This window comes from Micromonospora sp. FIMYZ51 (assembly GCF_038246755.1).
GTDB lineage: Bacteria > Actinomycetota > Actinomycetes > Mycobacteriales > Micromonosporaceae > Micromonospora.
On sequence record NZ_CP134706.1, the window covers coordinates 6,406,561 to 6,431,197 of the forward strand.

Annotated in this window: 26 protein-coding genes; 15 read left to right on the top strand and 11 right to left on the bottom strand. The window is 71.0% G+C overall.

The genetic code is table 11. From position 1 onward, the window contains the following. The first annotated feature begins 11 nt into the window (after positions 1–11). The gene (locus tag QQG74_RS28790) at positions 12–569 is read left to right on the top strand and encodes a CGNR zinc finger domain-containing protein (RefSeq protein WP_341717784.1); all 558 of its coding nucleotides are present in this window, start codon (positions 12–14) and stop codon (positions 567–569) included. A 15-nt stretch (positions 570–584) separates the two neighbouring features. Here the strand turns inward: QQG74_RS28790 and QQG74_RS28795 are convergent, their stop codons facing one another. Together QQG74_RS28795 and QQG74_RS28800 are read right to left on the bottom strand one after the other, a co-directional pair. Continuing rightward, positions 585–1,391: a sugar phosphate isomerase/epimerase gene (locus QQG74_RS28795; RefSeq protein WP_341717785.1), complete on the bottom strand. Its 807-nt coding sequence runs from the start codon at positions 1,389–1,391 to the stop codon at positions 585–587. 75 nt (positions 1,392–1,466) lie between these two features. After that, on the bottom strand, positions 1,467–2,411 hold the full coding sequence (locus QQG74_RS28800; RefSeq protein WP_341717786.1) for a Ppx/GppA phosphatase family protein: 945 nt from the start codon (positions 2,409–2,411) through the stop codon (positions 1,467–1,469). A 73-nt stretch (positions 2,412–2,484) separates the two neighbouring features. Here QQG74_RS28800 and QQG74_RS28805 point away from each other — a divergent pair, with 73 nt between their 5' ends. Genes QQG74_RS28805 through QQG74_RS28815 form a run of 3 tightly spaced genes read left to right on the top strand, consistent with a single transcriptional unit; the run spans position 2,485 to position 3,923 of the window. Continuing rightward, positions 2,485–3,294: a hypothetical protein gene (locus tag QQG74_RS28805; RefSeq protein ID WP_341717787.1), complete on the top strand. Its 810-nt coding sequence runs from the start codon at positions 2,485–2,487 to the stop codon at positions 3,292–3,294. 45 nt (positions 3,295–3,339) lie between these two features. Next, positions 3,340–3,540, top strand: a complete 201-nt coding sequence (locus QQG74_RS28810) for a hypothetical protein (RefSeq protein WP_341717788.1) — start codon at positions 3,340–3,342, stop codon at positions 3,538–3,540. Beyond that, positions 3,540–3,923 (top strand): Fic family protein, encoded by a 384-nt coding sequence (locus tag QQG74_RS28815; RefSeq protein WP_341717789.1) that lies wholly within the window; start codon positions 3,540–3,542, stop codon positions 3,921–3,923. Before QQG74_RS28810 ends, QQG74_RS28815 begins: the two co-directional genes overlap by 1 nt. Positions 3,924–3,942: 19 nt before the next feature. On the opposite strand, the gene QQG74_RS28820 is transcribed toward QQG74_RS28815, so the two are convergent. Further along, a complete protein-coding gene (locus QQG74_RS28820) occupies positions 3,943–4,626 on the bottom strand; it encodes a response regulator transcription factor (RefSeq protein ID WP_341717790.1) in 684 nt (227 codons plus the stop codon). 59 nt (positions 4,627–4,685) lie between these two features. Next, positions 4,686–5,978 carry an ATP-binding protein gene (locus QQG74_RS28825; protein WP_341717791.1) on the bottom strand — a complete coding sequence of 431 codons (1,293 nt, stop codon included), beginning with the start codon at positions 5,976–5,978 and terminating at the stop codon, positions 4,686–4,688. Between the two features lie 203 nt (positions 5,979–6,181). Here QQG74_RS28825 and phoU point away from each other — a divergent pair, with 203 nt between their 5' ends. Next, positions 6,182–6,823, top strand: coding sequence for a phosphate signaling complex protein PhoU (phoU, locus tag QQG74_RS28830; RefSeq protein WP_341717792.1), 642 nt, complete (start codon positions 6,182–6,184; stop codon positions 6,821–6,823). Between the two features lie 76 nt (positions 6,824–6,899). Here the strand turns inward: phoU and QQG74_RS28835 are convergent, their stop codons facing one another. Next, positions 6,900–7,667: a phosphoglyceromutase gene (locus QQG74_RS28835; RefSeq protein ID WP_341717793.1), complete on the bottom strand. Its 768-nt coding sequence runs from the start codon at positions 7,665–7,667 to the stop codon at positions 6,900–6,902. 150 nt (positions 7,668–7,817) lie between these two features. On the opposite strand from QQG74_RS28835, the gene QQG74_RS28840 reads away from it, so the two are divergent. Beyond that, a complete protein-coding gene (locus QQG74_RS28840) occupies positions 7,818–9,125 on the top strand; it encodes an MFS transporter (RefSeq protein WP_341717794.1) in 1,308 nt (435 codons plus the stop codon). 372 nt (positions 9,126–9,497) lie between these two features. Here the strand turns inward: QQG74_RS28840 and QQG74_RS28845 are convergent, their stop codons facing one another. The 3 genes from QQG74_RS28845 to mshA form a co-directional block, all read right to left on the bottom strand. Next, on the bottom strand, positions 9,498–10,547 hold the full coding sequence (locus QQG74_RS28845) for a hypothetical protein (RefSeq protein ID WP_341721425.1): 1,050 nt from the start codon (positions 10,545–10,547) through the stop codon (positions 9,498–9,500). A 245-nt stretch (positions 10,548–10,792) separates the two neighbouring features. Continuing rightward, positions 10,793–11,317 (bottom strand): YbjN domain-containing protein, encoded by a 525-nt coding sequence (locus tag QQG74_RS28850; RefSeq protein WP_341717795.1) that lies wholly within the window; start codon positions 11,315–11,317, stop codon positions 10,793–10,795. Between the two features lie 161 nt (positions 11,318–11,478). Next, entirely contained in the window at positions 11,479–12,831 is a 1,353-nt protein-coding gene (gene mshA / locus QQG74_RS28855; protein WP_341717796.1) for a D-inositol-3-phosphate glycosyltransferase, read from the bottom strand. A 264-nt stretch (positions 12,832–13,095) separates the two neighbouring features. On the opposite strand from mshA, the gene QQG74_RS28860 reads away from it, so the two are divergent. Beyond that, complete coding sequence (locus tag QQG74_RS28860) at positions 13,096–13,860, top strand: SDR family NAD(P)-dependent oxidoreductase (protein WP_341717797.1); 765 nt, start codon at positions 13,096–13,098, stop codon at positions 13,858–13,860. Positions 13,861–13,867: 7 nt separating this feature from the next. After that, positions 13,868–14,671 carry a class I SAM-dependent methyltransferase gene (locus QQG74_RS28865; protein ID WP_341717798.1) on the top strand — a complete coding sequence of 268 codons (804 nt, stop codon included), beginning with the start codon at positions 13,868–13,870 and terminating at the stop codon, positions 14,669–14,671. Between the two features lie 72 nt (positions 14,672–14,743). On the opposite strand, the gene QQG74_RS28870 is transcribed toward QQG74_RS28865, so the two are convergent. After that, positions 14,744–15,826, bottom strand: coding sequence for a UDP-N-acetylmuramate dehydrogenase (locus QQG74_RS28870; protein ID WP_341717799.1), 1,083 nt, complete (start codon positions 15,824–15,826; stop codon positions 14,744–14,746). Between the two features lie 71 nt (positions 15,827–15,897). Here QQG74_RS28870 and QQG74_RS28875 point away from each other — a divergent pair, with 71 nt between their 5' ends. From QQG74_RS28875 to QQG74_RS28905, 7 genes are all read left to right on the top strand, one after another. Beyond that, positions 15,898–16,662, top strand: a complete 765-nt coding sequence (locus QQG74_RS28875; protein WP_341717800.1) for a maleylpyruvate isomerase family mycothiol-dependent enzyme — start codon at positions 15,898–15,900, stop codon at positions 16,660–16,662. A 177-nt stretch (positions 16,663–16,839) separates the two neighbouring features. After that, on the top strand, positions 16,840–18,144 hold the full coding sequence (locus QQG74_RS28880) for an extracellular solute-binding protein (RefSeq protein ID WP_341717801.1): 1,305 nt from the start codon (positions 16,840–16,842) through the stop codon (positions 18,142–18,144). Positions 18,145–18,263: 119 nt separating this feature from the next. Next, positions 18,264–19,271, top strand: coding sequence for a sugar ABC transporter permease (locus QQG74_RS28885; RefSeq protein ID WP_341717802.1), 1,008 nt, complete (start codon positions 18,264–18,266; stop codon positions 19,269–19,271). A 142-nt stretch (positions 19,272–19,413) separates the two neighbouring features. Next, the gene (locus QQG74_RS28890; protein WP_341717803.1) at positions 19,414–20,247 is read left to right on the top strand and encodes a carbohydrate ABC transporter permease; all 834 of its coding nucleotides are present in this window, start codon (positions 19,414–19,416) and stop codon (positions 20,245–20,247) included. Beyond that, positions 20,244–21,611 (top strand): GH1 family beta-glucosidase, encoded by a 1,368-nt coding sequence (locus QQG74_RS28895; protein ID WP_341717804.1) that lies wholly within the window; start codon positions 20,244–20,246, stop codon positions 21,609–21,611. The genes QQG74_RS28890 and QQG74_RS28895 overlap by 4 nt, the downstream gene beginning before the upstream one ends. A 19-nt stretch (positions 21,612–21,630) precedes the next feature. Then, positions 21,631–22,638 carry a LacI family DNA-binding transcriptional regulator gene (locus QQG74_RS28900; RefSeq protein ID WP_341717805.1) on the top strand — a complete coding sequence of 336 codons (1,008 nt, stop codon included), beginning with the start codon at positions 21,631–21,633 and terminating at the stop codon, positions 22,636–22,638. 147 nt (positions 22,639–22,785) lie between these two features. Further along, on the top strand, positions 22,786–23,196 hold the full coding sequence (locus QQG74_RS28905; RefSeq protein ID WP_341717806.1) for a RidA family protein: 411 nt from the start codon (positions 22,786–22,788) through the stop codon (positions 23,194–23,196). A gap of 18 nt (positions 23,197–23,214) precedes the next feature. Here QQG74_RS28905 and QQG74_RS28910 read toward each other — a convergent pair whose 3' ends face one another. Further along, complete coding sequence (locus QQG74_RS28910) at positions 23,215–23,730, bottom strand: O-acetyl-ADP-ribose deacetylase (protein WP_341717807.1); 516 nt, start codon at positions 23,728–23,730, stop codon at positions 23,215–23,217. A 1-nt stretch (position 23,731) separates the two neighbouring features. Beyond that, the gene (locus QQG74_RS28915) at positions 23,732–24,508 is read right to left on the bottom strand and encodes an EI24 domain-containing protein (RefSeq protein WP_341721426.1); all 777 of its coding nucleotides are present in this window, start codon (positions 24,506–24,508) and stop codon (positions 23,732–23,734) included. Positions 24,509–24,637: the final 129 nt, after the last annotated feature.

Consider the following 24,637-nt stretch of genomic DNA (forward strand, 5'->3'; position numbering starts at 1 on the left):
CCTTTGGAGGCGTGAACTTCGACGCGTACGCCCGGACCGGGGTTGACCTCGTCAACGCCCGACTGGACGGCCTCGACGACCTGCGGGCCATCTTTCCCGAAGAGAACGCGTGGATGCGCGACGAGGTCGTGGAACGGGACCTGGTTGTCTTCCGGCGGGCGCAGAAACGGTTGCGGGACGTCTTCGAGTACGGCACCTCCGGCCGCGACAGCCAGGCGGTGGCCGAGTTGAACTCCCTGCTGGAGGCGTTCCCGGTGCAGCCACGCATCTCGGGGCACGACTCCAGCGACTGGCACATGCACGTCACCAGCCGGGGTGCCTCGGTGAGTTCGGAGTTCCTGGCCGGCGCGGTCTGGGGGCTGTCGGTCTGGCTCTGCGAGTACGGCAGCGCCCGGTTCGGGGTCTGCGCGGACGACCGCTGCGGCAACGTCTACCTGGACACCTCGTCCAACTGCTGCCGGCGGTTCTGCTCCGAGCGCTGCGCCACCCGCTCGCACGTGGCCGCACACCGTGCCCGCAAGCGGGCCGCCGTCCCGGCGCAGAGCGACCCGCTGACGCCCGTCTCCTGACCGGGGGCGGGGCCGTCAGGCGTCGACCGGGGACGGGGTGTTGAGGTGCTGGCGGGCGAAGGCCAGCGCCTCCCGCAGGTCCGCCTCGCGGGTCTGTCGGCTCTTCGCGCCCCGGGTGGTCACCTCCACCGCCACCGAGCCGGTGAAGCCCCGCCCGGCCAGCGACCGCAGCAACTCGGCACAGGGCTGGCTGCCGCGTCCGGGCACCAGGTGCTCGTCGCGCCCCTCGCCGGTGCCGTCGCCGAGATGCACGTGCGCCAGGCCGTCGCCCATCCGGTCGGCCATCGCCAGCGCGTCACTGTGCGAGGCGGCGCAGTGCGACAGGTCCAGCGTGTACGCGGGATAGGCGGACTCGGTCGGATCCCAGCCGGGCACGTACGGCACGAACTGCCGGCCGGCCATCCGCACCGGGTACATGTTCTCCACCGCGAACCGCAGCCCGCCGAAGTCGCCGGCCACCTTGGCCAGGCCGTCGGCGAAATTGCGCGCGTAGTCCCGCTGCCAGGTGAACGGCGGGTGCACCACCACGGTCGGTGCCTCAAGCGTCTCGGCGAGCACTGCCGCCCGACGCAGCCGCTCCCACGGGTCCGGGCTCCAGACCCGCTGGGTGACCAGCAGGCACGGTGCGTGCACGGAGAGCACCGGCACGCCGTAGTGGTCGGCCAGCCCGCGCAGCGCACCGGCGTCCTGGCTGACGGCGTCGGTCCACACCATCACCTCGACCCCGTCGTAGCCGAGGGCCGCGGCCAGCTGAAACGCGGCCGCGGTCCGCTCCGGAAAGACCGAGGAGCTGGACAGGAGCACCGGGACACGGGAAGTCACACCACCGAGGGTAGCCGCCGTCGATTGCGGCATCACGACGAGAAGCCGCAAACCGGACATCAAGTACGACGGGCGTCACACCGACGCCAGCTGATCCAACCGGTTGAGGATGACGCCCTCCCGCAGCGCCCACGGACAGACGTCCAGCGAGTCGACCCCGAGACGCCGCAGCACCGCCTCGGCGACGACGGCACCGGCCAGCAGTTGGTGGGCGCGACCGGCGCTCACCCCCTCCAGCTCGGCCAACTTCGCCGGCGGGATGTGCCGGATGAAGCCGAGCACCTGCCGCAGGCCCGAGCGGGTCAGCTCGCGACGGATGCGGGGCCCGGCGCCGCTGGGGGCCGCCCCGGCCAGCCGGGCCAGCGTGCGGAACGTCTTGGAGGTGGCCACCGGACGGTCCCAGGCCACCTCGCTCAACCGTGCCACCACGGGGTCGAGCAGGTCGGTGACGTACTCGCGGAGCTGGTCCACCGCGTCGGCCGTGGGCGGGCTGGTGTCCTGCGGATCGACGTGGAGCCGGTCCCGGGTGAGCCGGCCGGCACCGAGCGGCAGCGACTCCGCGACGTCCGGGTCCTCGTCGATGCCCGCCGCGATCTCCAGCGAGCCGCCGCCGATGTCCAGCACCAGCAACCGACCCGCCGACCAGCCGAACCAGCGCCGGACCGCGAGGAAGGTCAGCCGCGCCTCGTCCGCGCCGGAGAGCACCTCCAGGCGTACGCCGGTGGTCTGCCGAACCCGGGCCAGCACCTCGGCGCCGTTGGTGGCGTCGCGTACCGCCGAGGTGGCGAAGGCGAGCAGGTCGTCCACCGCCAGGGCGGTGGCCGAGGCCCGGGCGGCGGCGACCGCCTCGACCAGGGCGTCCGCAGCGGCCTCGCGGAGCGCGCCGTCCGGGCCGATCTGCTCGGCGAGGCGCAGCGTCGACTTCTGCGAGTGCGCCGGCCACGGGTGCGCTCCCCGGTGGGCGTCGACCACCAGCAGATGCACCGTGTTCGAGCCGACGTCGAGGACACCCAGTCGCATGGCACAGACACTAGGCCAACCGGTTCGCGGCACTGACCGGCCCGCTCGGCGCAGCCCGCGTACGCTGGGCCGGGTGACAGGGCAGATCGAACTCCGCGTGCTGGTGGACGACCCAGCGGACCCGCGCAGCCGCGAGGTGCCGCTGGACTTTCCCCGGGAGTGGATCGAGTTCGTCGACCCGGCGGACGAGCGGCACCTGGTCCGGGCCGACCTCACCTGGCTGCTGTCCCGGTGGACCTGCGTCTTCGGGCGGGGCTGCCACGGCATCATCGCCGGCCGGGCCGCCGACGGCTGCTGCTCGCACGGCGCCTTCTTCACCGACGCGGACGACGAGAAGCGGGTCCGCGCGGCGGCGAAGCGGTTGACCCCGGAGTCTTGGCAGCACTTCCGTCGCGGTTTCAAGAACTGGACCGAGAACGACACGGTGGACGGCAAGACTCCCGCCCGGCGCACCGCCACCCGGGACGAGGAGGGCCCGTGCGTCTTCCTCAACGAAGCAGACTTTCCGGGCGGAGGCGGCTGCGCGCTGCACGCCCAGGCCCTGCGCGACGGGGTGCACCCGCTGGAATACAAGCCGGACGTCTGCTGGCAGTTGCCGGTCCGCCGGGACCAGGAGTGGGTGAAGCGGCCGGACAACAGCAAGGTGCTGGTCTCCACGCTTGCCGAGTTCGACCGGCGAGGCTGGGGCGCCGGTGGACACGACCTGGACTGGTGGTGCACCTCCGCCACCGACGCGCACGTCGGCGCCGAGCCGATGTACCTGTCGTACGCCCCGGAGCTGACCGCGCTCGTCGGCGAGGCCGCGTACGCGAAACTGGCCGAACTCTGCGCCGCGCGGGTACGGCAGGGCCTGGTCGCCCCCCACCCCGCCGACCCCTGCTGAGCCAGCTCGCGCTGATCTTGATAGCACCGTTGCTACCATATCCACATGGCCATGACGCTCCGACTCGATGACGAACGCGAACGCCGACTCCGCCTCGCGGCGGACGAGGAAGAGCGGTCGATGCACGCGGTGGTGGTGACCGCGATCGACGACTACCTGGCACGGCGCAACGCACGGCAGTTCGGCGAACTCGCCGACGAGATCATCGAGCGACACGCCACCTTGCTCGCCCGCCTGGCGGAGTGATGACCGAGCTCTACTACCCGGCGCTCGCTGACGTGGTTCAGATCGCTCGCAAGATCGGCGTCGGGGTCCGCGACGCCGGGCTGATCGAATCTGCCGTCGCCCGGCCCCGCACCAGCGTGTTCGGCGAGGACGCCTACCCGGACCTCTGGACCAAGGCGGCGGCGTTGCTGCACTCGCTGGTCAGCAATCACCCGTTTGTGGATGGCAACAAGCGCATCGGCTGGATCCTGGCCATCACCTTCCTGCTACAGAGCCGTGCCGTCGCTGTCGCGCAGCTCGACCAGATGGACCAGGACGTCGCGTACGACCTGGTCATCGCGGTGGCGGAGAGCCGGCTGACCGAGGTGGACGAGATCTCGCAGTCGCTGCGGAAACTCTTCTGAGCCGGTGGTGCGCTGCGGATCAGGGTTCGAACTTGTAGCCGAGGCCACGGACCGTGACGATGTGGCGCGGGGCGGAGGGCTCCGGCTCGATCTTGGAGCGCAGCCGCTTGACGTGCACGTCAAGCGTCTTGGTGTCGCCCACGTAGTCGGCGCCCCAGACCCGGTCGATCAGCTGCCCCCGGGTGAGCACCCGGCCCGCGTTGCGTAGCAGCAGTTCCAGCAGCTCGAACTCCTTGAGCGGCAGTTGCACCGTAGCCCCGTCGACGGTCACCACGTGCCGCTCGATGTCCATCCGGACCGGGCCGGCGGCCAGCGTCGGGCCGCCCGACTCGGTCGCCTCGGCGCTCTGCCGACGCAGCACCGCACGGATCCGGGCCACCAGTTCCCGAGGCGAGTACGGCTTGGTGACGTAGTCGTCGGCACCGATCTCCAGGCCGACCACCTTGTCGATCTCGCTGTCCCGGGCGGTGACCATGATGATCGGTACGCGCGAACGCTGCCGCAGTTGTCGGCACACCTCGGTGCCCGACATCTCCGGCAGCATCAGGTCGAGCAGCACGATGTCGGCACCGGTCCGGTCGAACTCGGTGAGGGCCGATGTGCCCGTGGCGGCCACGGAAACCTCGAAGCCCTCCTTGCGGAGCATGTACGACAGGGCGTCGGAGAACGACTCCTCGTCCTCGACCACCAGAACCCGGCTCAACGGCCTCTTCCTTTCCATCCGCGTCGGATCCGGCGCAGCCCGGCCGGATCCAGCTGTGCTCAGACCGGGCTGCGCCCGGCCGGACCGGCCTCGACCCCACCCGACGGCAGTGTCGCCAGCAGGTCGTCCGGCGGACGAGTGGGCAGCCGGAGGGTGAACGTCGACCCACCACCAAGACTGCTCGTCACCTCCACCCGCCCGCCATGGTTGCTGGCGATGTGCTTGACGATCGCCAGGCCGAGCCCGGTGCCGCCGGTCGAGCGGGAGCGGGCCTGGTCGGCCCGGTAGAAGCGCTCGAAGATCCGGTCCACGTCGTCGGGGGCGATGCCGATGCCCTGGTCCGTGACGGCGATCTCGACGTGCTCCTCGACGGTGCGGGCGGTGATGCGTACCGTCGTCTCCTCGCCCGAGTAGTTGACGGCGTTCTCCACCAGATTCGCCACGGCGGTGGCCAGCTGGTTGTCGCTGCCGTGCACGGTCAGGCCCCGCTCGGCCTCGACGGCCACGGTGATCCGCCGGGCGGCGGCGGCGGTGCGGGTACGGTCGACCACCTCGGAGAGCACCCAGTCCACCGCGACCGGCTCCGGGGGCGGCTGCGGCTCGGCGCCCTGGAGCCGGGTCAGTTCCAGCAACTCCTGCACCAGCCGTCCCAGCCGGGTCGACTCGTGCTGGATCCGCTCGGCGAAGCGCCGGGCCGCGACCAGGTCCTCGGAGAGTTCCGGCCGCCCCTCGCCGGTCGGCCCAGTGGCGTCGAGCAGCGCCTCGGCGAGCAGTTGCAGCGCGCCGATCGGCGTCTTCAGCTCGTGGCTGACGTTGGCCACGAAGTCACGGCGGACCCGGGCCAGCCGGTGCGCCTCCGTCACGTCGGCCGCCTCCACCGCGACGAAACCGCCACCCAACCCCATCGCCCGCAGGTGCACACCTAACGGGTTCTCGCCGGCACTGTCCCGGCCCCGGGGCAGGTCCAGCTGGATCTCCCGGCGTACCCCGGTGCGCCGTACCTGACCGGCCAGCGTCCGGACCAGCGGATGCGCGCTGATCGAGCCCGGCCGAGCGCCGGTACGCAACAGCCCCATCGCCCGGGCCGCCGGGTTGACGAGCACGGGCACGTCGTCGGCATCGAGCACCACGACGCCGGCCCGCAACGAGTCGATCGCTCGGCGGCCGAGCCCGACCTGCACATCCTCGGCGATCGTGTGCCTCCCCTTACCGAACCGGAAACCGGCCCGCCCGCTCCTCCCGCTGGCGCCGGCCGGCCGTCGTGCCGCCGGGATGAATCGGGGCAGCAACAGGCCAGCGACCAGCCCGGCCACCAGGGCCGCAGCCAGACCAACCGTCACCGCCCACGTCACCCGGCGATCGTATGGTCATTGTTCACCGGCCTACCGGGCAGACCGGGATGAAGCACCCTCACTTCCGGGAAAGTTCACTTACCCGTCCGGCGCAGTTCACCGGCGTTCATCTGCGGTCCTCCCCCGGGTCCTAGCTTGGGCGGCGACCCGCGTGAAAGCTCCGCCGGCCCGGACGCCGGCACTGAACCGACAGGACGTGAGGAATGCGCGACGAGTTCCGGGCCGAACTCCAGGCCGTCAGCCAGCTGCTTGTGGAGATGGCCGAGGGCGTACGGGCCGCGCTGCGGCAGGCGACCCGGGCCCTGCTCACCGCCGACCGCCGGGCCGCCGAGGCGGTGATCGCGGGAGATGCCGAGATCGACGGACGCTACCGGCAGGTGGAGGAGCGGGTCTGCGAGGTGCTGGCCCGACAGGCACCGGTCGCCTCCGACCTGCGTGCCATGATCACCGCGCTGCACGTCGCCGCAGACCTGGAACGGATGGGCGACCTGGCCGACCACGTGGCCAAGACCGCGCTGCGCCGGCACCCGTCGCCCGCCGTCCCGGCCGAGCTACGGCCGGTCTTCACCGACATGGCGACCATCGCCGACCGGATGGCCGAGAAGATCGCCTCGGTGCTGGCCCACCCGGATGCCACCCTCGCCGCCGAGTTGGACGGCGACGACGACGCGATGGACGAGCTGCACCGGGGCCTGTTCGGGGTGTTGCTCGGCGCGGACTGGCCGTACGGCGTGGAGACCGCCATCGACGCCACCCTGCTCGGCCGGTTCTACGAGCGGTTCGCCGACCACGCGGTGAACAGCGCCGAACACGTCGTCTACCTGATCACCGGCGAACCGGTGTAAGGAAGGGCCCCCTGTTAACGCCTCGCGTATAGCAGGGGGCCCCTATTAACAAACGCTCAGCGGCTCGCCGAACGGCTCAGCGGCCCTGGTTGGCCACCGCCGCGGCGGCCTCCTTGGCTGCCTCGGGATCGAGGTACGTGCCACCCAGGGTCTGCGGACGCAGCAGCGGGTCCAGGTCGTAGCGCAGCGGGATCCCGGTGGGGATGTTGAGCTTCGCGATCGCCTCGTCGCTGATCTGGTCCAGATGCTTGACCAACGCGCGCAGCGAGTTGCCGTGCGCGGCCACCAGCACCGTCCGGCCCGCCAGGATGTCCGGCACAATCGAGTCGTACCAGTAGGGCAGCATCCGCTCCACGACGTCCTTGAGGCACTCCGTGCGCGGCATCAGCTCGGTCGGCAGCAGCGCGTATCGCGGGTCGCCCACCTGGGACCACTCGTCGTCGTCGGCGATGGGAGGGGGCGGTGTGTCGTACGAACGGCGCCAGAGCATGAACTGCTCCTCGCCGTACTCATCGAGGGTCTGCTTCTTGTTCTTGCCCTGTAGGGCGCCGTAGTGACGCTCGTTGAGCCGCCACGACCGGCGCACCGCGATCCAGTGCCGGTCCGCGGCGTTCAGCGCCAGTTCGGCGGTACGGATGGCGCGGCGCAGCACGCTCGTGTGCACCACGTCCGGCAGCAGGCCGTGCTCGCGCAGCAGCTCGCCGCCGCGGCGCGCCTCGGTCTCCCCCTTCTCCGTCAGGTCCACATCGACCCAGCCGGTGAAGAGATTCTTGGCGTTCCAGTCGCTTTCGCCGTGCCGCAGCAGGACCAGCGTCCCGACGGTGGGCCCCTCGCTAGCTGTCATGCCGATCATCCTGCCGCAACGCGGGACGGGACGCGCGGGAAGGGTGGTGACGACCACCACGTGGAAAACGCCGTGACCCCGGTTCCGGGGCGGCACTAGGTTGTAAGGCGCTATACCAAGATCGGTCATTACGGAAACGGGGGCGTCAGAGTGCGCGCGATGCGGGATTGGTTCCGGGACACCACGGGCGGATTACCGAAGACCTTCTGGTACCTCTGGACCGGCACCCTGATCAACCGGCTCGGCTCGTTCGTCCTCGTATTCCTCGCCATCTATCTGACCCAGGAGCGTGGCTTCTCCGCCACCCAGGCCGGCCTGGTGATCGGCCTCTGGGGCGTGGGTGGCGCGGTCGGCACCACCGTCGGCGGTACGCTGGCCGACCGCTGGGGACGGCGGCCCACCCTGCTCACCGCCCACCTCGGCGGGGCGGTCATGATGCTCGCCCTCGGCTTCACCCGTGAGCTGTGGGCGGTCGCGGTCGGCGCCCTGCTGCTCGGCCTCTTCGCCGAGGCGGCCCGTCCCGCCTTCGGCGCCATGATGATCGACGTGGTGCCCGAGCGGGACCGGTTGCGCGCCTTCTCGCTCAACTACTGGGCGATCAACCTCGGCTTCGCCTGCGCGGCGGTGCTCGCCGGCTTCGCGGCCCAGGCCAGCTACCTCCTGCTCTTCGTGGTCAACGCGTCCACCACAGTGATCACCGCACTGATCATCTTCGGCAAGGTGCGGGAGACGCGTACGGTCACCGTCGCCACGCGGTCCGGCGCCGCCCCCGCCGGAGCGCTGCGGGCCATCCTCTCCGACCGGGTCTACCTGGGCTTCGTCGCGCTGAACCTGCTCGGCGCGCTGATCTTCCTCCAGCACATCTCGATGCTGCCGATCGCCATGGCCGACTCGGGCCTGAGCCCCGCCACGTACGGTGCGGTGATCGCGCTCAACGGGGTCCTGATCGTGGTCGGCCAACTCTTCGTGCCCCGACTCATCCGGGGTCGCAGCCGCTCCCACGTGCTCGCCCTGTCGTCGGTGGTGGTGGGCGTCGGCTTCGGGCTGACCGCCTTCGCCGACGTCGCATGGTTCTACGGGCTGACCGTGCTGATCTGGACGATCGGCGAGATGCTCCAGTCCCCGTCGAACGCCACGCTCATCGCGGAACTCTCCCCGACCGAGCTGCGCGGTCGCTACCAGGGCGTCTTCTCGCTCTCCTGGCAGTTGGCCGGGGCGATCGCGCCGGTCCTCGGTGGACTGGTACGGGAACAGGCCGGAAACGTCGCACTCTGGCTCGGCTGCGCCGCGATCGGGGCGGTGATGGCGGTGGGCCACCTGCTCTCCGGGCCGGCCCGCGAGCGGCGGGCGCTCACCCTGCGTACGGCCGGATCGGCACCGGTGGTGACGGTCCAGTCGACCGCGCCCCAGCCGGCGGCGCCCCAGGCGGCCGAACCGGTCGCCACCACTGGCAAGTAGGGGTTGTGACGTGATGTGCCCGGCATGAACCATGCCGGGCACACATCGTACGACCGGCGGCGGCGGGCGACGCTCACCCCCGTAAGCGACGCCCGCTCACGCCGCCGGTCCAAACAGGTGGGCCACCGTCCCCCAACGGTTTGGGTCCACCCGTCCCCCACGCCCCGCTCGGTGCACAGATCTGATCGATCTACCGCTCCCCCGAACGGTTCCGAACGTTGCGTGGTGCAATAAAGCTAGTTGGCCGGTTGGCAGCGATTCAACTTGAATCGCTGTCTCGCCCGTCACAGCAACGGTGACCATCCCTGGACGAGCTTCGGGCCCACGTGCAGACCCAACAGCGCATACCCGTCGCACATTCCCGCAAACGCCTTACGCATCTTCCCGATCGGGCGATTCGGTACGGAAGAAGTTGCTCGGTCGGCCGTCCCGCAACTGCTCCTGATAGATCAGGTTCAGCCGGCGCAGGTCGAATGTGTGAAACCACTCATCCCAGGTGATCTCACGGATCCGGCTGCTCTCCCGGTAACCGGGGATGTTGAACGTCAGCACGCCGGCCCGGCCGTCCCGCTCGGTCCCGCTGATCGTGGCCGGCTTGGCGCCTCGTTCCCGGGCCCAGCGCTGGATGACCTCGTGGTTTGTGGTGACCAGGCTACGACCCGGGCGTTCCGGACGGTCCTGCAAGGAGGCGATCACCTGCGACGACCGGGTCGACCGAGCGGTCGACCGGCCGGTCCGCACCGCGCCGCCAGCAGGCCCCTTCGCCGCGCCACGAGCGGGAGCCGCCTTCGCCGCGCCACGAGCGGGAGCCGCCTTCGCCGCCCCACGCGCGGGAGCCGCCTTCGCCGCGCCGCGGGTGGCGCTACCGGACTTGCGGGCGGTCGCGCCTCCCGTCGTACGCGCCGTTGTCGATTTCCGGGCCGCCGTTGTCGACTTGCGGGCCGTGGTCGATTTCTGGGCAGTTGTCGACTTACCGGCCGCCGTGGCCCTCGCCGGAGCCTTCCGCGGGGCGGCCTTCTTCGCCCCGACGGTGGCCTTCCGGGCAGTGCCGGTGGTGCTCTTCCGAGCGGTGGTCGTCGATTTCCGGGCGGCGGCGGTCGACTTTCGCGGGGCCGCCTTCCGCGCGGTGCCGGTGGTCGCCTTCCGGGCGGCACCGGCCCGGTTCGCCGGGGCCGCCTTGGCCCGACCGGGCGCGGTCCGAGCCGACGCGGTACGCCCCGAGGCGGTACGCCCCGACGCCGCCGATCTGGCACCGGACGCCTTGGTGGCACTGGCCCGCCCGGCCGGTCCGCTGCTCCGCCGGGCCGCCCCGCCCGACCGAAGCGCCTTCACCAGCGTCTTCACCAATTCCGGCTTGCGGAGGGCGGAGATCCCGGAGACGCCGTACCGACGCAGTTGGCCGCGGATGTCGTCCACCCGCATCCGGGAGATCTCCGACTCGGAGATCCCTGGCGTGTTCGGGGTCCGGTTACCGGCCTGGCGGGTGGTTCTGGTCGCGGTCCCGCCGCGACCCGAGCTGTTTCGCTGAGCCATGGACGCTCACGCTCCTCGACACTCAGTCTCGGCGCGCGGCGGGTCCCAACGCCGCACCGCGCGGTGCGGCTTACCCAACAACGCCGGTCCAAACCATGCCGCCCGGCCTCGGTCAGACTGATTCGCGCCGAGGATCAGGGCTGCGCCGGACCATTCTCCGCAGTTGTCCCCGTACCGGACGGTTCGAAGAGATGCGCGAAGGCCGCGAGGTTTGCGGTTGATTCACCCCGCTTGACCCGCCATTCCCACTCCCGCCGGATCGAGCTGCCGAAGCCGATCTCAAGCATCGTGTCGAAGGATTCGTCGGCGTAGGTGAGCACCGCACCGAGCAGCCGGTCCAGCTCGTCCGCGTCGACTCCGGCGAGGTTGACCCGGCCGGTGAGGTAGACGTCGCCGACCACGTCGATGGAGAACGACACGGCGTACATCCGGGCGTTGCGCTGCAACAGCCACGCCCACAGCTCCTCGCGCCGCTCGTCCGGCTGGCGCATCACGAACGCCTCGATCCGCAGGGCGTGCTCGCCGACGATCAGGTGGCAGACCGTCTTGAGCTTGTGCGTACCGGGCAGGGTCACCGCGTACGACCCCGGGCCGGTGGACTCGCAGGCGAGCTCCCGCTCGGCGCAGACCGACTCGATCAGGTCCCCAAGGTCACTCATCCGACAACTCTACGGTCGCGGTCGCCAGCCCTGCACAGGGAGCGGACGGCAGCGGGGAGCCGGACGGCAGCGGGAAGCCGGCAGGCAAGTGTGGAGCCGGCAGGCAAGTGTTAAGAGGGGGCCCTTCCTATACACCAGGCGTTAATAGGGGGCCCTTCCTTTCACCAGGAGCGGGTGGTGGTGAGGGTGGCGGTCAGGTGGGCGCGGTGGGCGGCGACGGCCTCGCCGTAGACGGCGAGCAGGGCGTCGGCCGTACGGTGCCAGGAGAAGTTGCGGGCATGCTCGGCGGCAGCGGCGGACAGTTCGGCGCGGCGGGCCCGGTCGGGCAGCAGGCGGGCCAGCGCAGCCGCCCAGTCGACCGGGTCGTGGCTGTGCACCAGCACCCCGCTGACCTGGTCCCGGACGGCGGTCACCAGGCCGCCGACGGCGGCGGCCACCACGGGCGTGCCGCAGGCTTGGGCCTCCAGCGCGACCAGCCCGAAGGATTCGTTGTACGAGGGCACCGCCACCAGGTCGGCCGCCTGGTACAGCAGGGACAGGTCGGCGCCGGTCTGCGGCGGCAGGAAGTGCACCCGGTCGGTGACGCCGAGCGAGGCGGCCAGCTCGATCAGGGCGGTGGGCCGGTCCAGTCCGCTTCCGCTGGGACCGCCGCAGATCACCACCGACACCTCACGGGCCAGGGCGGGATCGCGCTCGCGTAGCGCGGCGATCGCGCGGATCAGCACGTCCGGGGCCTTCAGCGGCTGGATCCGGCCGACGAAGGCCACCAGGTGGCCACTGACTGGCAGGTCCAGCCGGGCCCGGGCGGCGGCGGCAACGGCGGCCCGGTCGCCGGCAGCGGGACGGAAGCGGTCCAGGTCCACGCCCGGTTCGACGACCGCCACCCGGGTCGGGTCGGCGTCGTACCTGTCGATCAGGTCGCGTGCCTCGACCTGGGTGTTCGCCACCAGCCGGTCGGCCTCGGCGACCACCTGTTCCTCGCCGATCACCCGGGCCTTGGGTTCCGGCCGGTCACCGGCGGCGAGCCGGGCGTTCTTCACCTTGGCCAGGGTGTGCGCGGTGTGCACCAGTGGCACCCCCCAGCGCTCCTTGGCCAGCCAGCCGACCTGGCCGGAGAGCCAGTAGTGGGAGTGGATCAGGTCGTAGTGCCCGGGCGGTCGGGCCGCCTCGGCCCGCAGCACACCGGCGGTGAAGGCGCAGAGCTGGCCGGGCAGTTCCTCCTTGGTCAGTCCTTCCAGCGGACCGGCCATCACGTGCCGTACGTGCACTCCGGGCACCACCTCGACCACGGGTGGCAGGTCACCCGAGGTGGCCCGGGTGAAGATCTCCACCTCGACGTCCGCCTCGGCCAGCCGCCGGGCGACCTCCAGGATGTAGACGTTCATGCCGCCTGCGTCCCCGGTGCCCGGTTGGTGCAGCGGTGAGGTGTGCACCGACAGCGTCGCGATCCGTCGGGGCCGCGGCCACGGAAGGGCACCTCGTTGACGACCGACACCGGTGTGCTCTACCGCCACGTCCGCTCCCTTTGCCACGGTTGATGCCGTCTCCGCACGACCGGCGCGCTCCTGCGTCAACCTTCACGCCGGATCACATCTTCCCGATCGGCGGCGGGAAATACGTGGGTCGGCCCTCCGGGCGTGACCGACCTCATCGCGCGGGCGGTGCCGACAAGCACCCCGACCTGGCCTTCGCACCCGACCCCGGCGGGGCAGCGCCGTGACCGATCTCATCGCGCGGGCGGTGCGGGCGGCCGGGCGGCGGGGAGCGAGAATGGCCGGATGAGTCCTGTCGCCATCGTCACCGGAGCTTCCAGCGGGATCGGTTCGGCCACCGCCCGGCGGCTCGCCACCGAGGGCTTCCACGTGCTGGCCGCCGCCCGGCGTACCGATCGGCTGGCCAGCCTGGTCGCGGAGATCGTCGCGGCGGGCGGCGCCGCCACGGCGGTGGCCTGTGATGTCACCTCGGACGAGTCCGTGGCGGCACTCGCGCGGGCCGCGCAGTCGGCACCCGGGCCGGTGACCCTGCTGGTCAACAATGCCGGTGGGGCGCGTGGGCTGGACCCGGTGGAGTCCGGCGCGATCGACGACTGGCAGTGGATGTACGACGTGAACGTGCTCGGCACGCTGCGCGTCACCCAGGCACTGCTGCCCGCGTTGGAGTCCTCCGGCGCCGGCACCATCGTCGTCGTCTCGTCCACTGCGGGCTTCACCGTGTACGAGGGTGGGGGCGGCTACACCGCCGCCAAGCACGCGCAGACCGCGATCGCCGGCACGCTCCGCCTGGAGTTGTGCGGACGCCCGATCCGGGTGATCGAGATCGACCCGGGCATGGTGAGGACCGACGAGTTCTCGCTCGTCCGCTTCGGCGGTGACGCCGACCGGGCCGAGGCGGTCTACGCGGGGGTCGCCGAGCCGCTGGTCGCCGAGGATGTGGCCGACTGCATCGCGTGGTGCGCGACGCGCCCGCAGCACGTGAACGTGGACCGGCTGGTGGTCCGCCCGCTGGCCCAGGCCGCCCAGCACAAGGTGCACCGGGCGGGCTGATCGCACGATGGCGAGATCCGCCCGGCCACTCGGCGTACCGACCCGGGGCACCACAAACCCCAACCGGCTGCGCCGGATGGACAACTGGATCGTCGAGACCTGCGCCGAGACGGTGCGGGGCGCGGCGGATCCGCTGGTGGTCGATCTCGGCTACGGCGCGACCCCGGTGACCGCGGTGGAACTGCGCGCCCGGCTCGCCGCGCGGGTCCGCGCCGACGTGCGGGTGGTCGGGCTGGAGATCGATCCGGTACGGGTCGCCGCCGCCCAGCCCGCCGCCGACCCACCCGGCCTGACCTTCGCCCGGGGCGGGTTCGAGTTGGCCGGATTGCGTCCGACCCTGGTCCGGGCCGCAAACGTGCTCCGTCAGTACGACGAGAGCGAGGTGGCCGGCGCCTGGCAGACGCTCACCGTGCGGCTGGCCCCCGGCGGGCTGCTGGTGGAGGGCACCTGCGACGAGTTGGGCCGGCTCGGTGCCTGGGTGCTGCTCGACGCGGACGGCCCACGCTCGTTGACCCTGGCTGCCCGGCTGACCACTCTGGAGAGCCCGGCCGAGTTGGCGGAACGGCTACCCAAGGCGCTGATCCACCGCAACGTGCCAGGTGAGCGGATCCACGAGCTGATCCGGGCGCTTGACGATGCCTGGCGCGCCGCCGCCGGCTACGCCCCGTTCGGTCCTCGTCAGCGCTGGCTGCGCACCGTGGCCGCCGTACGCGACCAGGGCTGGCCGGTCCTCGACCGGCCACGCCGCTGGCGCCAGGGTGAACTCACCCTCCCCTGGCCCGCCATCGCCCCCGCCGCAGCACCTGGTTGAGCCGGAAGTTGCTGCCGAGGACGCACCTGCCCGAGCGGTAACTTCATGATCGACCGGGTAGGGAGAGGTGGCTCAGATGGTGCAGTTGACGAGGACGGGCTCCGGGTGGAGGGTGACGCCGAAGCGGGCGTGCACGCCGTCGCGGATTTCGCGGGCGAGGGTGAGCAGGGCCGCCGTGCTGGCGGTGCCGGTCGGGTTGGTGAGGGCGAGGGTGTGCTTGCTGGAGATGGCGACGCCTTCCGGGCCGGGGTAGCCCTTGCCGAAGCCGGCCTTGTCGATCAGCCAGGCCGCGCTCACCTTCACCACGCCTGCGGCACCCGGCCAGGCCGGCGGCTCCCCGAGGTCGGCGGCGCGCTGGCGCAGCAGCTCGTAGTCGGCGCCGTCGAGCACCGGGTTGGTGAAGAAGGAGCCGACCGATCGGGTGTCCGGGTCGGTCGCGTCGAGCACCATGCCCTTGCCGGCACGCAACCGCAGCACCGTGGCGCGGGCCTGCTCCAGCGGCACCCGGTCGCCGACGTCGACGCCGAGCGAACGAGCCAGTTCCGCGTAGCGCACCGGACCGGACAGCGGCGAGCGGGCCAGCCGGAAGTCGACCGAGAGCACCACCCAACGCTCGTTGTACTTGAAGATGCTGGCCCGGTAGGCGAAACCGCATTCCGCGGCGGCGACCCGAGCGACCGTGCCGGCGTGGCGGTCGTAGACCTGCACACCGGTGATGGTCTCGGCGACCTCCTGCCCGTACGCGCCGACGTTCTGGATCGGGGTGGCCCCGGTCGAGCCGGGGATGCCGGCGAGGCATTCCAAGCCGGACCAGCCGTTCGCCACCGTGGCGGCGACCAGTTCGTCCCACGGCTCGCCGGCCTCGACGCGGATCGTCACCGTCTGTTCGTCCTCGGCCAGCACCCGCAGCCCCCGGGAGCGGACCAGCACCACGGTGCCCGGGAAGCCGGCGTCACCGATCACCACATTGCTGCCACCGGCGAGCAGGAGCAGGTCATCGCCCGCCTCGCGGACCCGGGTGACGATTTCCTCGGCGCTGGTGGCGGGGGTGATCCAGCCGGCCGGCCCGCCGAGGCACAATGTGGTGTATTGCGACAGGTCGCCCTGGGTGACGGGTTCAGCGGCAGCTGTCGGCTGGGCGTAGACGTCAGACACACCTTTCACCCTAGGCTGAGGGGTAGCCGCGGCACCCCACAGGTGGTCCGGTCACCCCCGGGAGGATGGCGATGAGCAGAATGCACGGCACCAAGGACTTCTGGATCGGTGCGCTCCGGACGGAGGGCCCGGCGTTCGCCGCCGCGGTGGCCGAGGCCCCACCCGAGACACCGGTGCTCTCCTGCCCCGGCTGGACGGTGACCGACCTGACCCTGCATCTCACCGGCATCTACCAGTGGGTCCGCACCATCGCCGGGTCGGGCGAGAGCAGGGCGCCGGAGCAGCCCCGGTCGCAGCGCCCCGAGCCCGTGCCGGGGGTCACCGCCGTGCAGCAGTGGCAGCAGGCGTACGACGAACTGATGGCGCTCTTCGAGACGCTCGACCCGGAGGCACCGGCGTGGAACTGGGCCCCGCAGCCGAAGCGGGCCGGTTTCTGGCCGCGTCGGATGGCGCACGAGACGGCGGTGCACCGCTGGGACGCCCAGTTGGCCATCGCCGCGGGTGAACCGGTCGAGGCGAAGCTCGCGGCCGACGGGGTCAGCGAGGTGCTTGACACCTGGTTGCCGGCGGGTCGGCGAAAGGCGAGCGGCCAGTGGCGCGGGATGGTCCGGTTGAGCGCCACCGACGCCGCCCAGGAGTGGTTCCTGCGGCTGCGCGGCGAGGGCGTCGCCCTGCTGGACACCGGCACCATCCTCGATCACGACGAGCACCCGGCCCGGGTGCACGTCAGCGGGACGGCGAGCGACCTGCTGCTGGCGCTCTGGGGACGGGTCAGCTTCGACACGTTGACCGTGGCCGGCGACCGTGCCCTGCTCGACGGGGTTCGCACCGGCTGACCCGGGTCTGAATTCTGCGCGACGAGCGGCTCTCCGATCGAGGGCCGCTCGTGGCCATTCTGTGACCCGCGCCGAGAGAGCGCTCTCTTGACACGGATCACGGGCGGACCGCAGGCTACGTGAGAGCGCTCTCAGATCTATCCCACCACCACCCCACCTGAGAGGGGTCACCAGACAATGCGCACATTTCCTCGCCACCGCCTCGCTGCGGTCGCCCTGGCCGCCGCTGGCGCGTTGCTCGTCACCAGCGGTTGCAGCAGCGACGACGCCGCCGGGGACGGCCAGATAACCCTCACCGTCGATGTCTTCGGGCAGTTCGGCTACGAGCAGCTCTACCAGGAGTACATGGACGCCAACCCCGGCGTGAAGATCGTCGAGCGGGGCACCGGCGGCAACCTCGACGAGTACTCGCCGAAGCTGACCCAGTGGCTGGCCGCCGGGAAGGGCGCGGGCGACGTGGTCGCCATCGAAGAGGGCCTGATGGTCGAGTACAAGGCCAACCCGGACAACTTCGTCAACCTGCTCGACCACGGCGCCGCCGAACTCAAGGGCAACTTCCTGGAGTGGAAGTGGAACCAGGGGCTCACCGCCGACGGCCAGCAGCTGATCGGGCTCGGCACCGACGTCGGCGGGATGGCGATGTGCTACCGCACGGACCTGTTCGCGAAGGCCGGGCTGCCCACCGACCGCGAGGAGGTGTCCAAGCTCTGGCCGACCTGGGAGGAGTACATCGCCACCGGTGAGAAGTTCAAGGCGGCGAACACCGGTGCCTCGTTCCTGGACGCGGCCACCAACACGTTCAACACAATCGTGCTCCAGACCGCCGGCAAGGCGCAGGGCTACCACTACTACGACACAAGCAACAACCTGGTGGTGGAGAGCAACCCGGCGGTCAAGCAGGCCTGGGACACCACGATGAACATCATCAACGCCGGCCTCTCCGGCAAGTACGGCTCCTGGTCCGAGGAGTGGGTCTCCGCCTTCAAGCAGGCCAAGTTCGCCACCATCGCCTGCCCCGCCTGGATGACCGGCGTGATCGAGGGCAACGCCGGGCCGGAGGCCAAGGGCAAGTGGGACATCGCCCGGGTACCGGGCGACGGCGGCAACTGGGGCGGCTCGCACCTGGCCGTGCCGGCGCAGAGCAAGCACCAGGCGGAGGCGATCAAGCTGGTCAAGTTCCTGACCAGCCCGCAGGGCCACATCGGTGCCTTCAAGGCCAAGGGTCCGCTGCCCTCGTCGCCGCAGGCGCTTGAGGACGCAGCCATCACCGAGGCCACCAACGCGTACTTCTCCGAAGCCCCGGTCGGCAAGATCTTCGGTGCCGGCGCCAAGACCCTGAAGCCGGTCTACATGGGCCCGAAGAACCAGGCCGTACGGACCGAGGTGGAGAACGCGGTCCGCACCGTGGAGCTGGGCCAGCGCAACCCCGACCAGGGGTGGCAGGACGCGATCGCCAACGCCAAGAAGGCCGCCGCCAAGTAACCGGCCCGACGCCTTCCCGCCCCGCCGCCGATCCACCGCCGCGCCGCGCCCACCAGTGGGCCCGGCGACCGGCCGGACGGATCGGCGCGGGGCGGAGGCGGGAAAGGAGTCAACGGGTCATGGCGTTGCAGCTCAACGCGCGCCCGCCGGCCGCGCCGGCACCGCGTACCAGCCGCCCGGACCGCTCCGGCTGGCTGAGCCGGATCGACGCGAAGTACTCGCCCTACCTCTACATCGCCCCGTTCTTCCTGGTTTTTGCGATCTTCGGGGCCTGGCCGCTGGCGTACACCTTCTGGGTCTCGCTGCACGACTGGGACCTGCTCGGCACCGACCCCACCTTCATCGGCGCCGACAACTACACCCAGCTGCTCGCCGACAGCGACTTCTGGCATTCGGTGGTCAACACCCTCGGCATCTTCCTGATCAGTACGGTGCCGCAGCTGCTCCTGGCGCTCTGGCTGGCCAACCTGCTCAACCGGCACCTACGCTTCCGGACCGGCTGGCGGATGGCGGTGCTGATCCCGAACGTCACCTCCACGGCGGCCGTGGCGATCGTCTTCGGAGTGCTGTTCGGTCGCGAGTTCGGCATGGTCAACTGGCTGCTCGATCTGGTCGGCGTCGACGGGATCGAGTGGAAATCCAACCGCTTCGCCTCCTGGGTCGCCATCTCCGCAATGGTGGACTGGCGGTGGACCGGCTACAACGCGCTGATCTTCCTGGCCGCCATGCAGGCCATCCCCCGCGACATGTACGAGGCGGCGGCGATCGACGGCGCGAACCGGGCGCGGCAGTTCTGGTCCATCACCGTGCCACTGCTCAAGCCGACAATCATCTTCTGCGTCATCATCTCCACAATCGGCGGGCTCCAGCTGTTCACCGAGCCCCGGCTGTTCCACTCCGGCACCAACGCGATCCGCGGCGGCCCGATGCGCGAGTCGCAGACCCTCACCATGTACATGTTCGAGAACGCCTTCGCGCCCTACTACAACTTCGGCTACGGCTCGGCGGTGGCCTGGCTGCTCTTCGCCCTGATCGCCATCGTCGCGGCGATCAACGTACTGATCATCCGCCGGCTCGGTGCCGGTGCCCGGCCGCAGCTCGGCGGGCGGAAGGGAGACTCCCGATGAGCGAGCGGAGCGAGCGAGTCATTCGGCTCAGCGCGGTGGTGCCTCGTCGCGGCGCCGAGCGAAGCGCGGTGGTGCCTCGTCGCGGCGCCGAGCGAAGCGCGGTGGTGCCTCGTCGCGGCGCCGAGCGAAGCGCGGTGGCGCGATGAGCCGGTTGTGGCGGGCCAGCCCGCTCACCTACTTCGCGCTGATCGCCGCCACCGTCCTGTCGATCTTCCCGATCTACTGGATGTTCGTGGTGGCCAGCCGATCCAGCGACGCGATGGGACAGCTGCCGCCGCCGGTGACCCCGGGTGGCAACCTGGGCGCCAACATCGCCCGGCTGTTCGCCAACACCGACGCGTACTTCCTGACCGGGCTGATCAACTCGGCGATCGTGGCGACCACTGTCACCATCTCGGTGGTCCTCTTCTCCAGCCTGGCCGGCTTCGCCTTCGCCAAGCTGCGGTTCCGGGGCAGCAACGCGCTGCTGATGGTCATCATCGCGACCATGATGGTGCCCACCCAACTCGGCGTCATCCCGTTGTACATGCTGATGACGAAGTTCAACCTGAACGACCGGCTGCCGGCGGTGATCCTGCCCGCGCTGGTCACCGGATTCGGGGTGTTCATGATGCGGCAGTACGCCGGCCAGGCGGTCAGCACCGAACTGATCGAGGCGGCCCGGGTGGACGGCTGCGGCACCGCCCGGATCTACTGGAACGTGGTGGTTCCCGCGCTACGTCCCGCCGCTGCCGTGCTGGGCCTACTCACCTTCATGACCACGTGGAACGATTTCCTCTGGCCGTACGCGGTACTCAACGATCCGGAGAACCCCACCGTGCAACTGTCCTTGCGGGCCCTGTCCGATGGTTACTACCAAGACATGTCCCAGGTGTTCACCGGTACGGCCATCGCCACGCTGCCACTGCTGCTGGTGTTCGTCGTGTTCGGCCGCCAGATCATCGGCGGCATCATGGAAGGTGCGGTCAAGGCGTGACTGAGCTCCGATTTCCCGAAAACTTCCTCTGGGGTGCGGCCACTGCGGCGTACCAGATCGAAGGCGCGGCCCGCGACGACGGGCGCGGCGAATCGATCTGGGACACCTTCAGCCGGACGCCCGGCAAGGTCCACGCCGGGCACACCGGTGACGTCGCCTGCGACCACTACCACCGGTACGCCGACGACGTGGCGATGATGGCGGAACTGGGGTTGCAGGCGTACCGCTTCTCGGTGTCCTGGCCCCGGATCCAGCCGGACGGTAGCGGCCCGGTCAACCCGCGCGGCCTGGACTTCTACGACCGGCTGACCGACGCGCTGCTGGGCCGGGGCATCGATCCGATCGTCACGCTCTACCACTGGGACCTGCCGCAGACGCTCCAGGACCGGGGCGGCTGGACCGCTCGGGACACCGCCGAGCACTTCGCCACCTACGCCGCGGCGGTGTACGCCCGACTCGGCGACCGGATCGGCACCTGGACGACGCTCAACGAGCCGTGGTGCTCGGCGTACCTCGGCTACGGCAACGGGGTGCACGCGCCCGGGGTACAGGATCCGGGTGCCGCCTTCGCCGCCGTACACCATCTGCTGCTCGGGCACGGCCTGGCCACCCAGGCGCTGCGTGCCGGCGGTGCCGGCCGGGTCGGCATCACGCTCAACCCGGCCGACGTGTGCCCCGCCGACCCGCACAGTGCGGCCGACGCCGCCGCCGTACGCCTGGTCGACGGCCTGCACAACCGGATCTTCCTCGATCCGCTGCTGGTCGGCGGCTACCCCGACGACGTCCTCGAACACGTCGCCCGGCTCGTCGACCCGGTCTTCGTGCAGGACGGCGACGAGAAGATCATTGCGGCGCCGATCGACCTGCTGGGCATCAACTACTACGCGCCGACCTATGTGGCCGGACGGCCGGACGGTGCGGGCGGTGGCGCGTACCCGGGCACCGAGGGGGCGGTGGAGTTCCTGCCGCCGGTCGGTCCGCTCACCGACATGGGCTGGATGATCGAGCCGGCCGGGCTGACCCGGCTGCTGGAGCGGATCGCCACCGACTATCCGGCGGTGCCGCTGCTGATCACCGAGAACGGCGCCGCCTTCCCGGACAAGACCGCCGACCCGAGCAGCCCGTTGCAGGACGCCGACCGGATCGCCTACCTCGACGGTCACCTGCGCGCGGCGCACCAGGCCATCGCCCGGGGCGTCGACCTGCGCGGCTATCTCGTATGGTCATTGCTTGACAACTTCGAGTGGGCCGAGGGGTACCGAAAGCGATTCGGCATCGTGCACGTCGACTACCTCACCCAGCGGCGTACACCGAAGTCCAGCGCCCGGTGGTACCAGGAGGTGATCTCCCGGAACGGGCTGTGACGAGGTGGTGGTTACTCCTATGACGGGGGCGCAGCGGCCCACTCTGGAAGCGGTGGCACGACGGGCCGGGGTGTCCCGGGCCACCGTCTCCCGGGTGGTCAACGGCTCGACCACGGTCGCCGAGCCGATCCAGGAGGCGGTCCGCCAGGCGGTGGCCGAGTTGGGGTACGTGCCGAACCTGGCCGCGCGCACCCTGGTCACCCAGCGGACCGACTCGATCGCCCTGGTCATGCCCGAGGAGGCCACCCGGGTCTTCTCCGACGACCAGGTCTTCCCGGGAATCATCCGGGGCGCCGCGCAGGAGTTGGAGGCCGCCGACAAGCAGTTGGTACTGATGCTTGCCGGTTCGCCGGCCGGGCACGAACGGGTCGAGCGGTACACCACCGGCCGGCACGTCGACGGGGTGCTCTTCGCCTCGCTGCACGGTGCCGACCCGCTGCCCGCCAAGCTGGCCGCGCTGGGCATCCCGGTGGTGTGCAGTGGCCGCCCACTCGACGGCGCGAACGTGCCGTACATCGACGTCGACCAGGTCGGCGGGGTCACCCGGGCGGTCCGGTACCTGATCGACACCGGCCGGCGACGGATCGCCACCATCGCCGGCCCGCAGGACATGGTCGCCGGGATCGAACGGCTGGCCGGTTACCGGGACACGGTGGTCGCCGCCGGGCTACCGGAGATGGTGGCGGTCGGCGACTTCACCCGGGAGTCCGGGGCGGCGGCGATGCGCGAGCTGCTCACCGCCCACCCCGACCTGGACGCCGTCTTCGCCGCCTCGGACCTGATGGCGCACGCCGCCATGCGTACGCTGCGCGAGACGGGACGGCGGATCCCGGACGACGTGGCGGTGGTCGGTTTCGACGACATCGAGACCGCCGCGTACACGGATCCACCGCTGACCACCGTCCGGCAGCCGATAGTGGAACTCGGCCGGCAGGGCACCCGGCTCCTGCTCCGCCTCGCCGCTGGCGAGCAGGTCGAGCCCGCCCTCATCCTCCCCACCGAACTGGTCATCCGCGAATCCGCGTGAGCCGCGCCTCCGGCGCGGCTCACGCGGATTCGCGGAGGTAAGGAGGTAAGGAGGTAAGGAAGGGCCCCTTGTTAACGCCTCGGGTAGAGCAAGGGCCCCTTATTAACAAGTCGCCGCGGGTGCGCCAGGGCAGCTAACCTGCCGCCCATGCCCCATCCGGTACGACTGCCGCACGTTCCCGCGCTCTCCGACGTCGCCGAGTACGCCTACCTGGCCACCGTCGATCCACCTGCCCGCCTGATCTTCACCGCCGGTGCCTGCCCGCTGGACCCCGACGGACGGACCGTCGCCCCGGGCGATCACGCCGCCCAGGCCCGGCAGGTGATGGCCAACCTGGAGACCGCCCTCGCCGCCGCCGGTGCGCGGCTCGTCGACGTGGTCAAGACCACCGTCTACGTGGCCTCGTCACGGCAGCAGGACCTGGTCACAGCCTGGGAGGTGGTCCGGGACGCGTTCGGCGACCACGACCCGCCCAGCACCCTGCTCGGCGTGGCCGTGCTCGGGTACACCGACCAACTCGTCGAGGTCGAGGCGGTCGCCGCCGTACCGGCCACCTGATCGACCGACCGCGTCGGGTCAGCCGGTCGCGTACACCCGCTCGGCGGTGGCGTGGGTGTCGGCGCCGAACAGCACCAGCCGGGCCTCGGTCAGCTGCGCCGGGGTCGCCGCGCGCAGCACCGACAGGGCCTGGCGGACCGCGTCCGCCACCGGCCAGCCGTAGATTCCGGCGGAGATCAGCGGGAAGGCGATGCTTGTCGCGCCGAGTTCGTCGGCGACCGCGAGGCTGTTGGCGTAGCAGTCGCGCAGCAGCGCCGAACGGTCCTCGGTGGCGGACCAGACCGGTCCGACGGTGTGCACCACCCAGCGGGCGGGCAGGTTTCCGGCGGTGGTCGCCACCGCCTGGCCGGTCGGCAGGCCCCGGCCGTACCGGGAGGCGCGCAACGCCTGACACTCCGCGAGGATCGCCGGTCCGCCCCGCCGGTGGATCGCGCCGTCCACGCCCCCGCCGCCGAGCAGCGACGAGTTCGCGGCGTTGACCACCACGTCCACCCGTTCGGCCGTGATGTCTCCGTCGACCAGGATGATCTCCATGTCACTGCTCCGTGATCGGTTGGCCGAGCGAGCGGCGGGCCAGCAGGGTGGCGCCGGCCACCGCGGCCGGCATGAGCAGTACGGCCCCGAGCGGGATCAGGAAGCAGACGAAGACCGCCATCCCGAAGCCGAGCGCGGTCGGGCGATCGGCCTTCAGTGCCGCGCGGCGGTCCGGCAGCCGCTTGCCCCGCCGGTAGAAGGGCGAGCCCACCAACTCCACGGCGAGCAGCCACCCGCCCACCGCTGCGCCGATCACCGGCACCACGGTCTGCCCGAGCAGCGGGATGAAGCCGGCGGCGAAGAGGGGGATGCCGACAAGCGCCGCCAGGCCCATCAGGCGCAGCGAGTCGACGATGCTGCGCCGCAGCGACGGCCAGAACGGCACCTCGACCGAGTCGGCCGCGCCGCCGTACCGCTCCTCCACCCGTTCGGAGATCTTCTCGTAGAACGGATCGCCGATGACCAGGGTGACGGCGGTGAAGCTGAGCACCGCGAGCAGGCCACCGAGGCCGAGCAGGGCCAGCGCGGCGATCACCCGGGCCGCGCTCCGGGCCCCCGCCGCCCAGTCGTCGGCGAACGGGGTCACCGCGGCGGCCAGGTCACCGACGAAGAACACCAGGGTGACGTACGCGGCAACGAAGAGCGTGCCGGAGATCAGTGCCGGCACCACGCCCAGCAGCATCAGGCCGGGATTGCGTACGTACAGTCCGATGCCGCGCAGCAGCAGCGCGGCGCCGCCGGCGAATCGGCGAGCGGTGCCCACGGCGGTGCCGGGGATGGCGGATGGGTTCACGCCGAGAAGCCTAAGGCCTGACCGCCGCATCAACCGGTTGACGGATCGGTGGGGTCAACCGCAGCCAACCATGATCACCTACAGCCGGTCGATTCGCCGCCGACCGCTGCTCAC

Coding starts and splice junctions, on each gene's coding strand:
- QQG74_RS28800 (WP_341717786.1), bottom strand. CDS start 2,411: ATGCGACTGGGTGTCCTCGACGTCGGCTCGAACACGGTGCATCTGCTG.
- QQG74_RS28810 (WP_341717788.1), top strand. CDS start 3,340: ATGGCCATGACGCTCCGACTCGATGACGAACGCGAACGCCGACTCCGC.
- QQG74_RS28815 (WP_341717789.1), top strand. CDS start 3,540: ATGACCGAGCTCTACTACCCGGCGCTCGCTGACGTGGTTCAGATCGCT.
- phoU (WP_341717792.1), top strand. CDS start 6,182: ATGCGCGACGAGTTCCGGGCCGAACTCCAGGCCGTCAGCCAGCTGCTT.
- QQG74_RS28835 (WP_341717793.1), bottom strand. CDS start 7,667: ATGACAGCTAGCGAGGGGCCCACCGTCGGGACGCTGGTCCTGCTGCGG.
- QQG74_RS28845 (WP_341721425.1), bottom strand. CDS start 10,547: ATGCGGGTGGACGACATCCGCGGCCAACTGCGTCGGTACGGCGTCTCC.
- QQG74_RS28850 (WP_341717795.1), bottom strand. CDS start 11,317: ATGAGTGACCTTGGGGACCTGATCGAGTCGGTCTGCGCCGAGCGGGAG.
- QQG74_RS28860 (WP_341717797.1), top strand. CDS start 13,096: ATGAGTCCTGTCGCCATCGTCACCGGAGCTTCCAGCGGGATCGGTTCG.
- QQG74_RS28865 (WP_341717798.1), top strand. CDS start 13,868: ATGGCGAGATCCGCCCGGCCACTCGGCGTACCGACCCGGGGCACCACA.
- QQG74_RS28875 (WP_341717800.1), top strand. CDS start 15,898: ATGAGCAGAATGCACGGCACCAAGGACTTCTGGATCGGTGCGCTCCGG.
- QQG74_RS28880 (WP_341717801.1), top strand. CDS start 16,840: ATGCGCACATTTCCTCGCCACCGCCTCGCTGCGGTCGCCCTGGCCGCC.
- QQG74_RS28885 (WP_341717802.1), top strand. CDS start 18,264: ATGGCGTTGCAGCTCAACGCGCGCCCGCCGGCCGCGCCGGCACCGCGT.
- QQG74_RS28890 (WP_341717803.1), top strand. CDS start 19,414: ATGAGCCGGTTGTGGCGGGCCAGCCCGCTCACCTACTTCGCGCTGATC.
- QQG74_RS28900 (WP_341717805.1), top strand. CDS start 21,631: ATGACGGGGGCGCAGCGGCCCACTCTGGAAGCGGTGGCACGACGGGCC.
- QQG74_RS28905 (WP_341717806.1), top strand. CDS start 22,786: ATGCCCCATCCGGTACGACTGCCGCACGTTCCCGCGCTCTCCGACGTC.
- QQG74_RS28910 (WP_341717807.1), bottom strand. CDS start 23,730: ATGGAGATCATCCTGGTCGACGGAGACATCACGGCCGAACGGGTGGAC.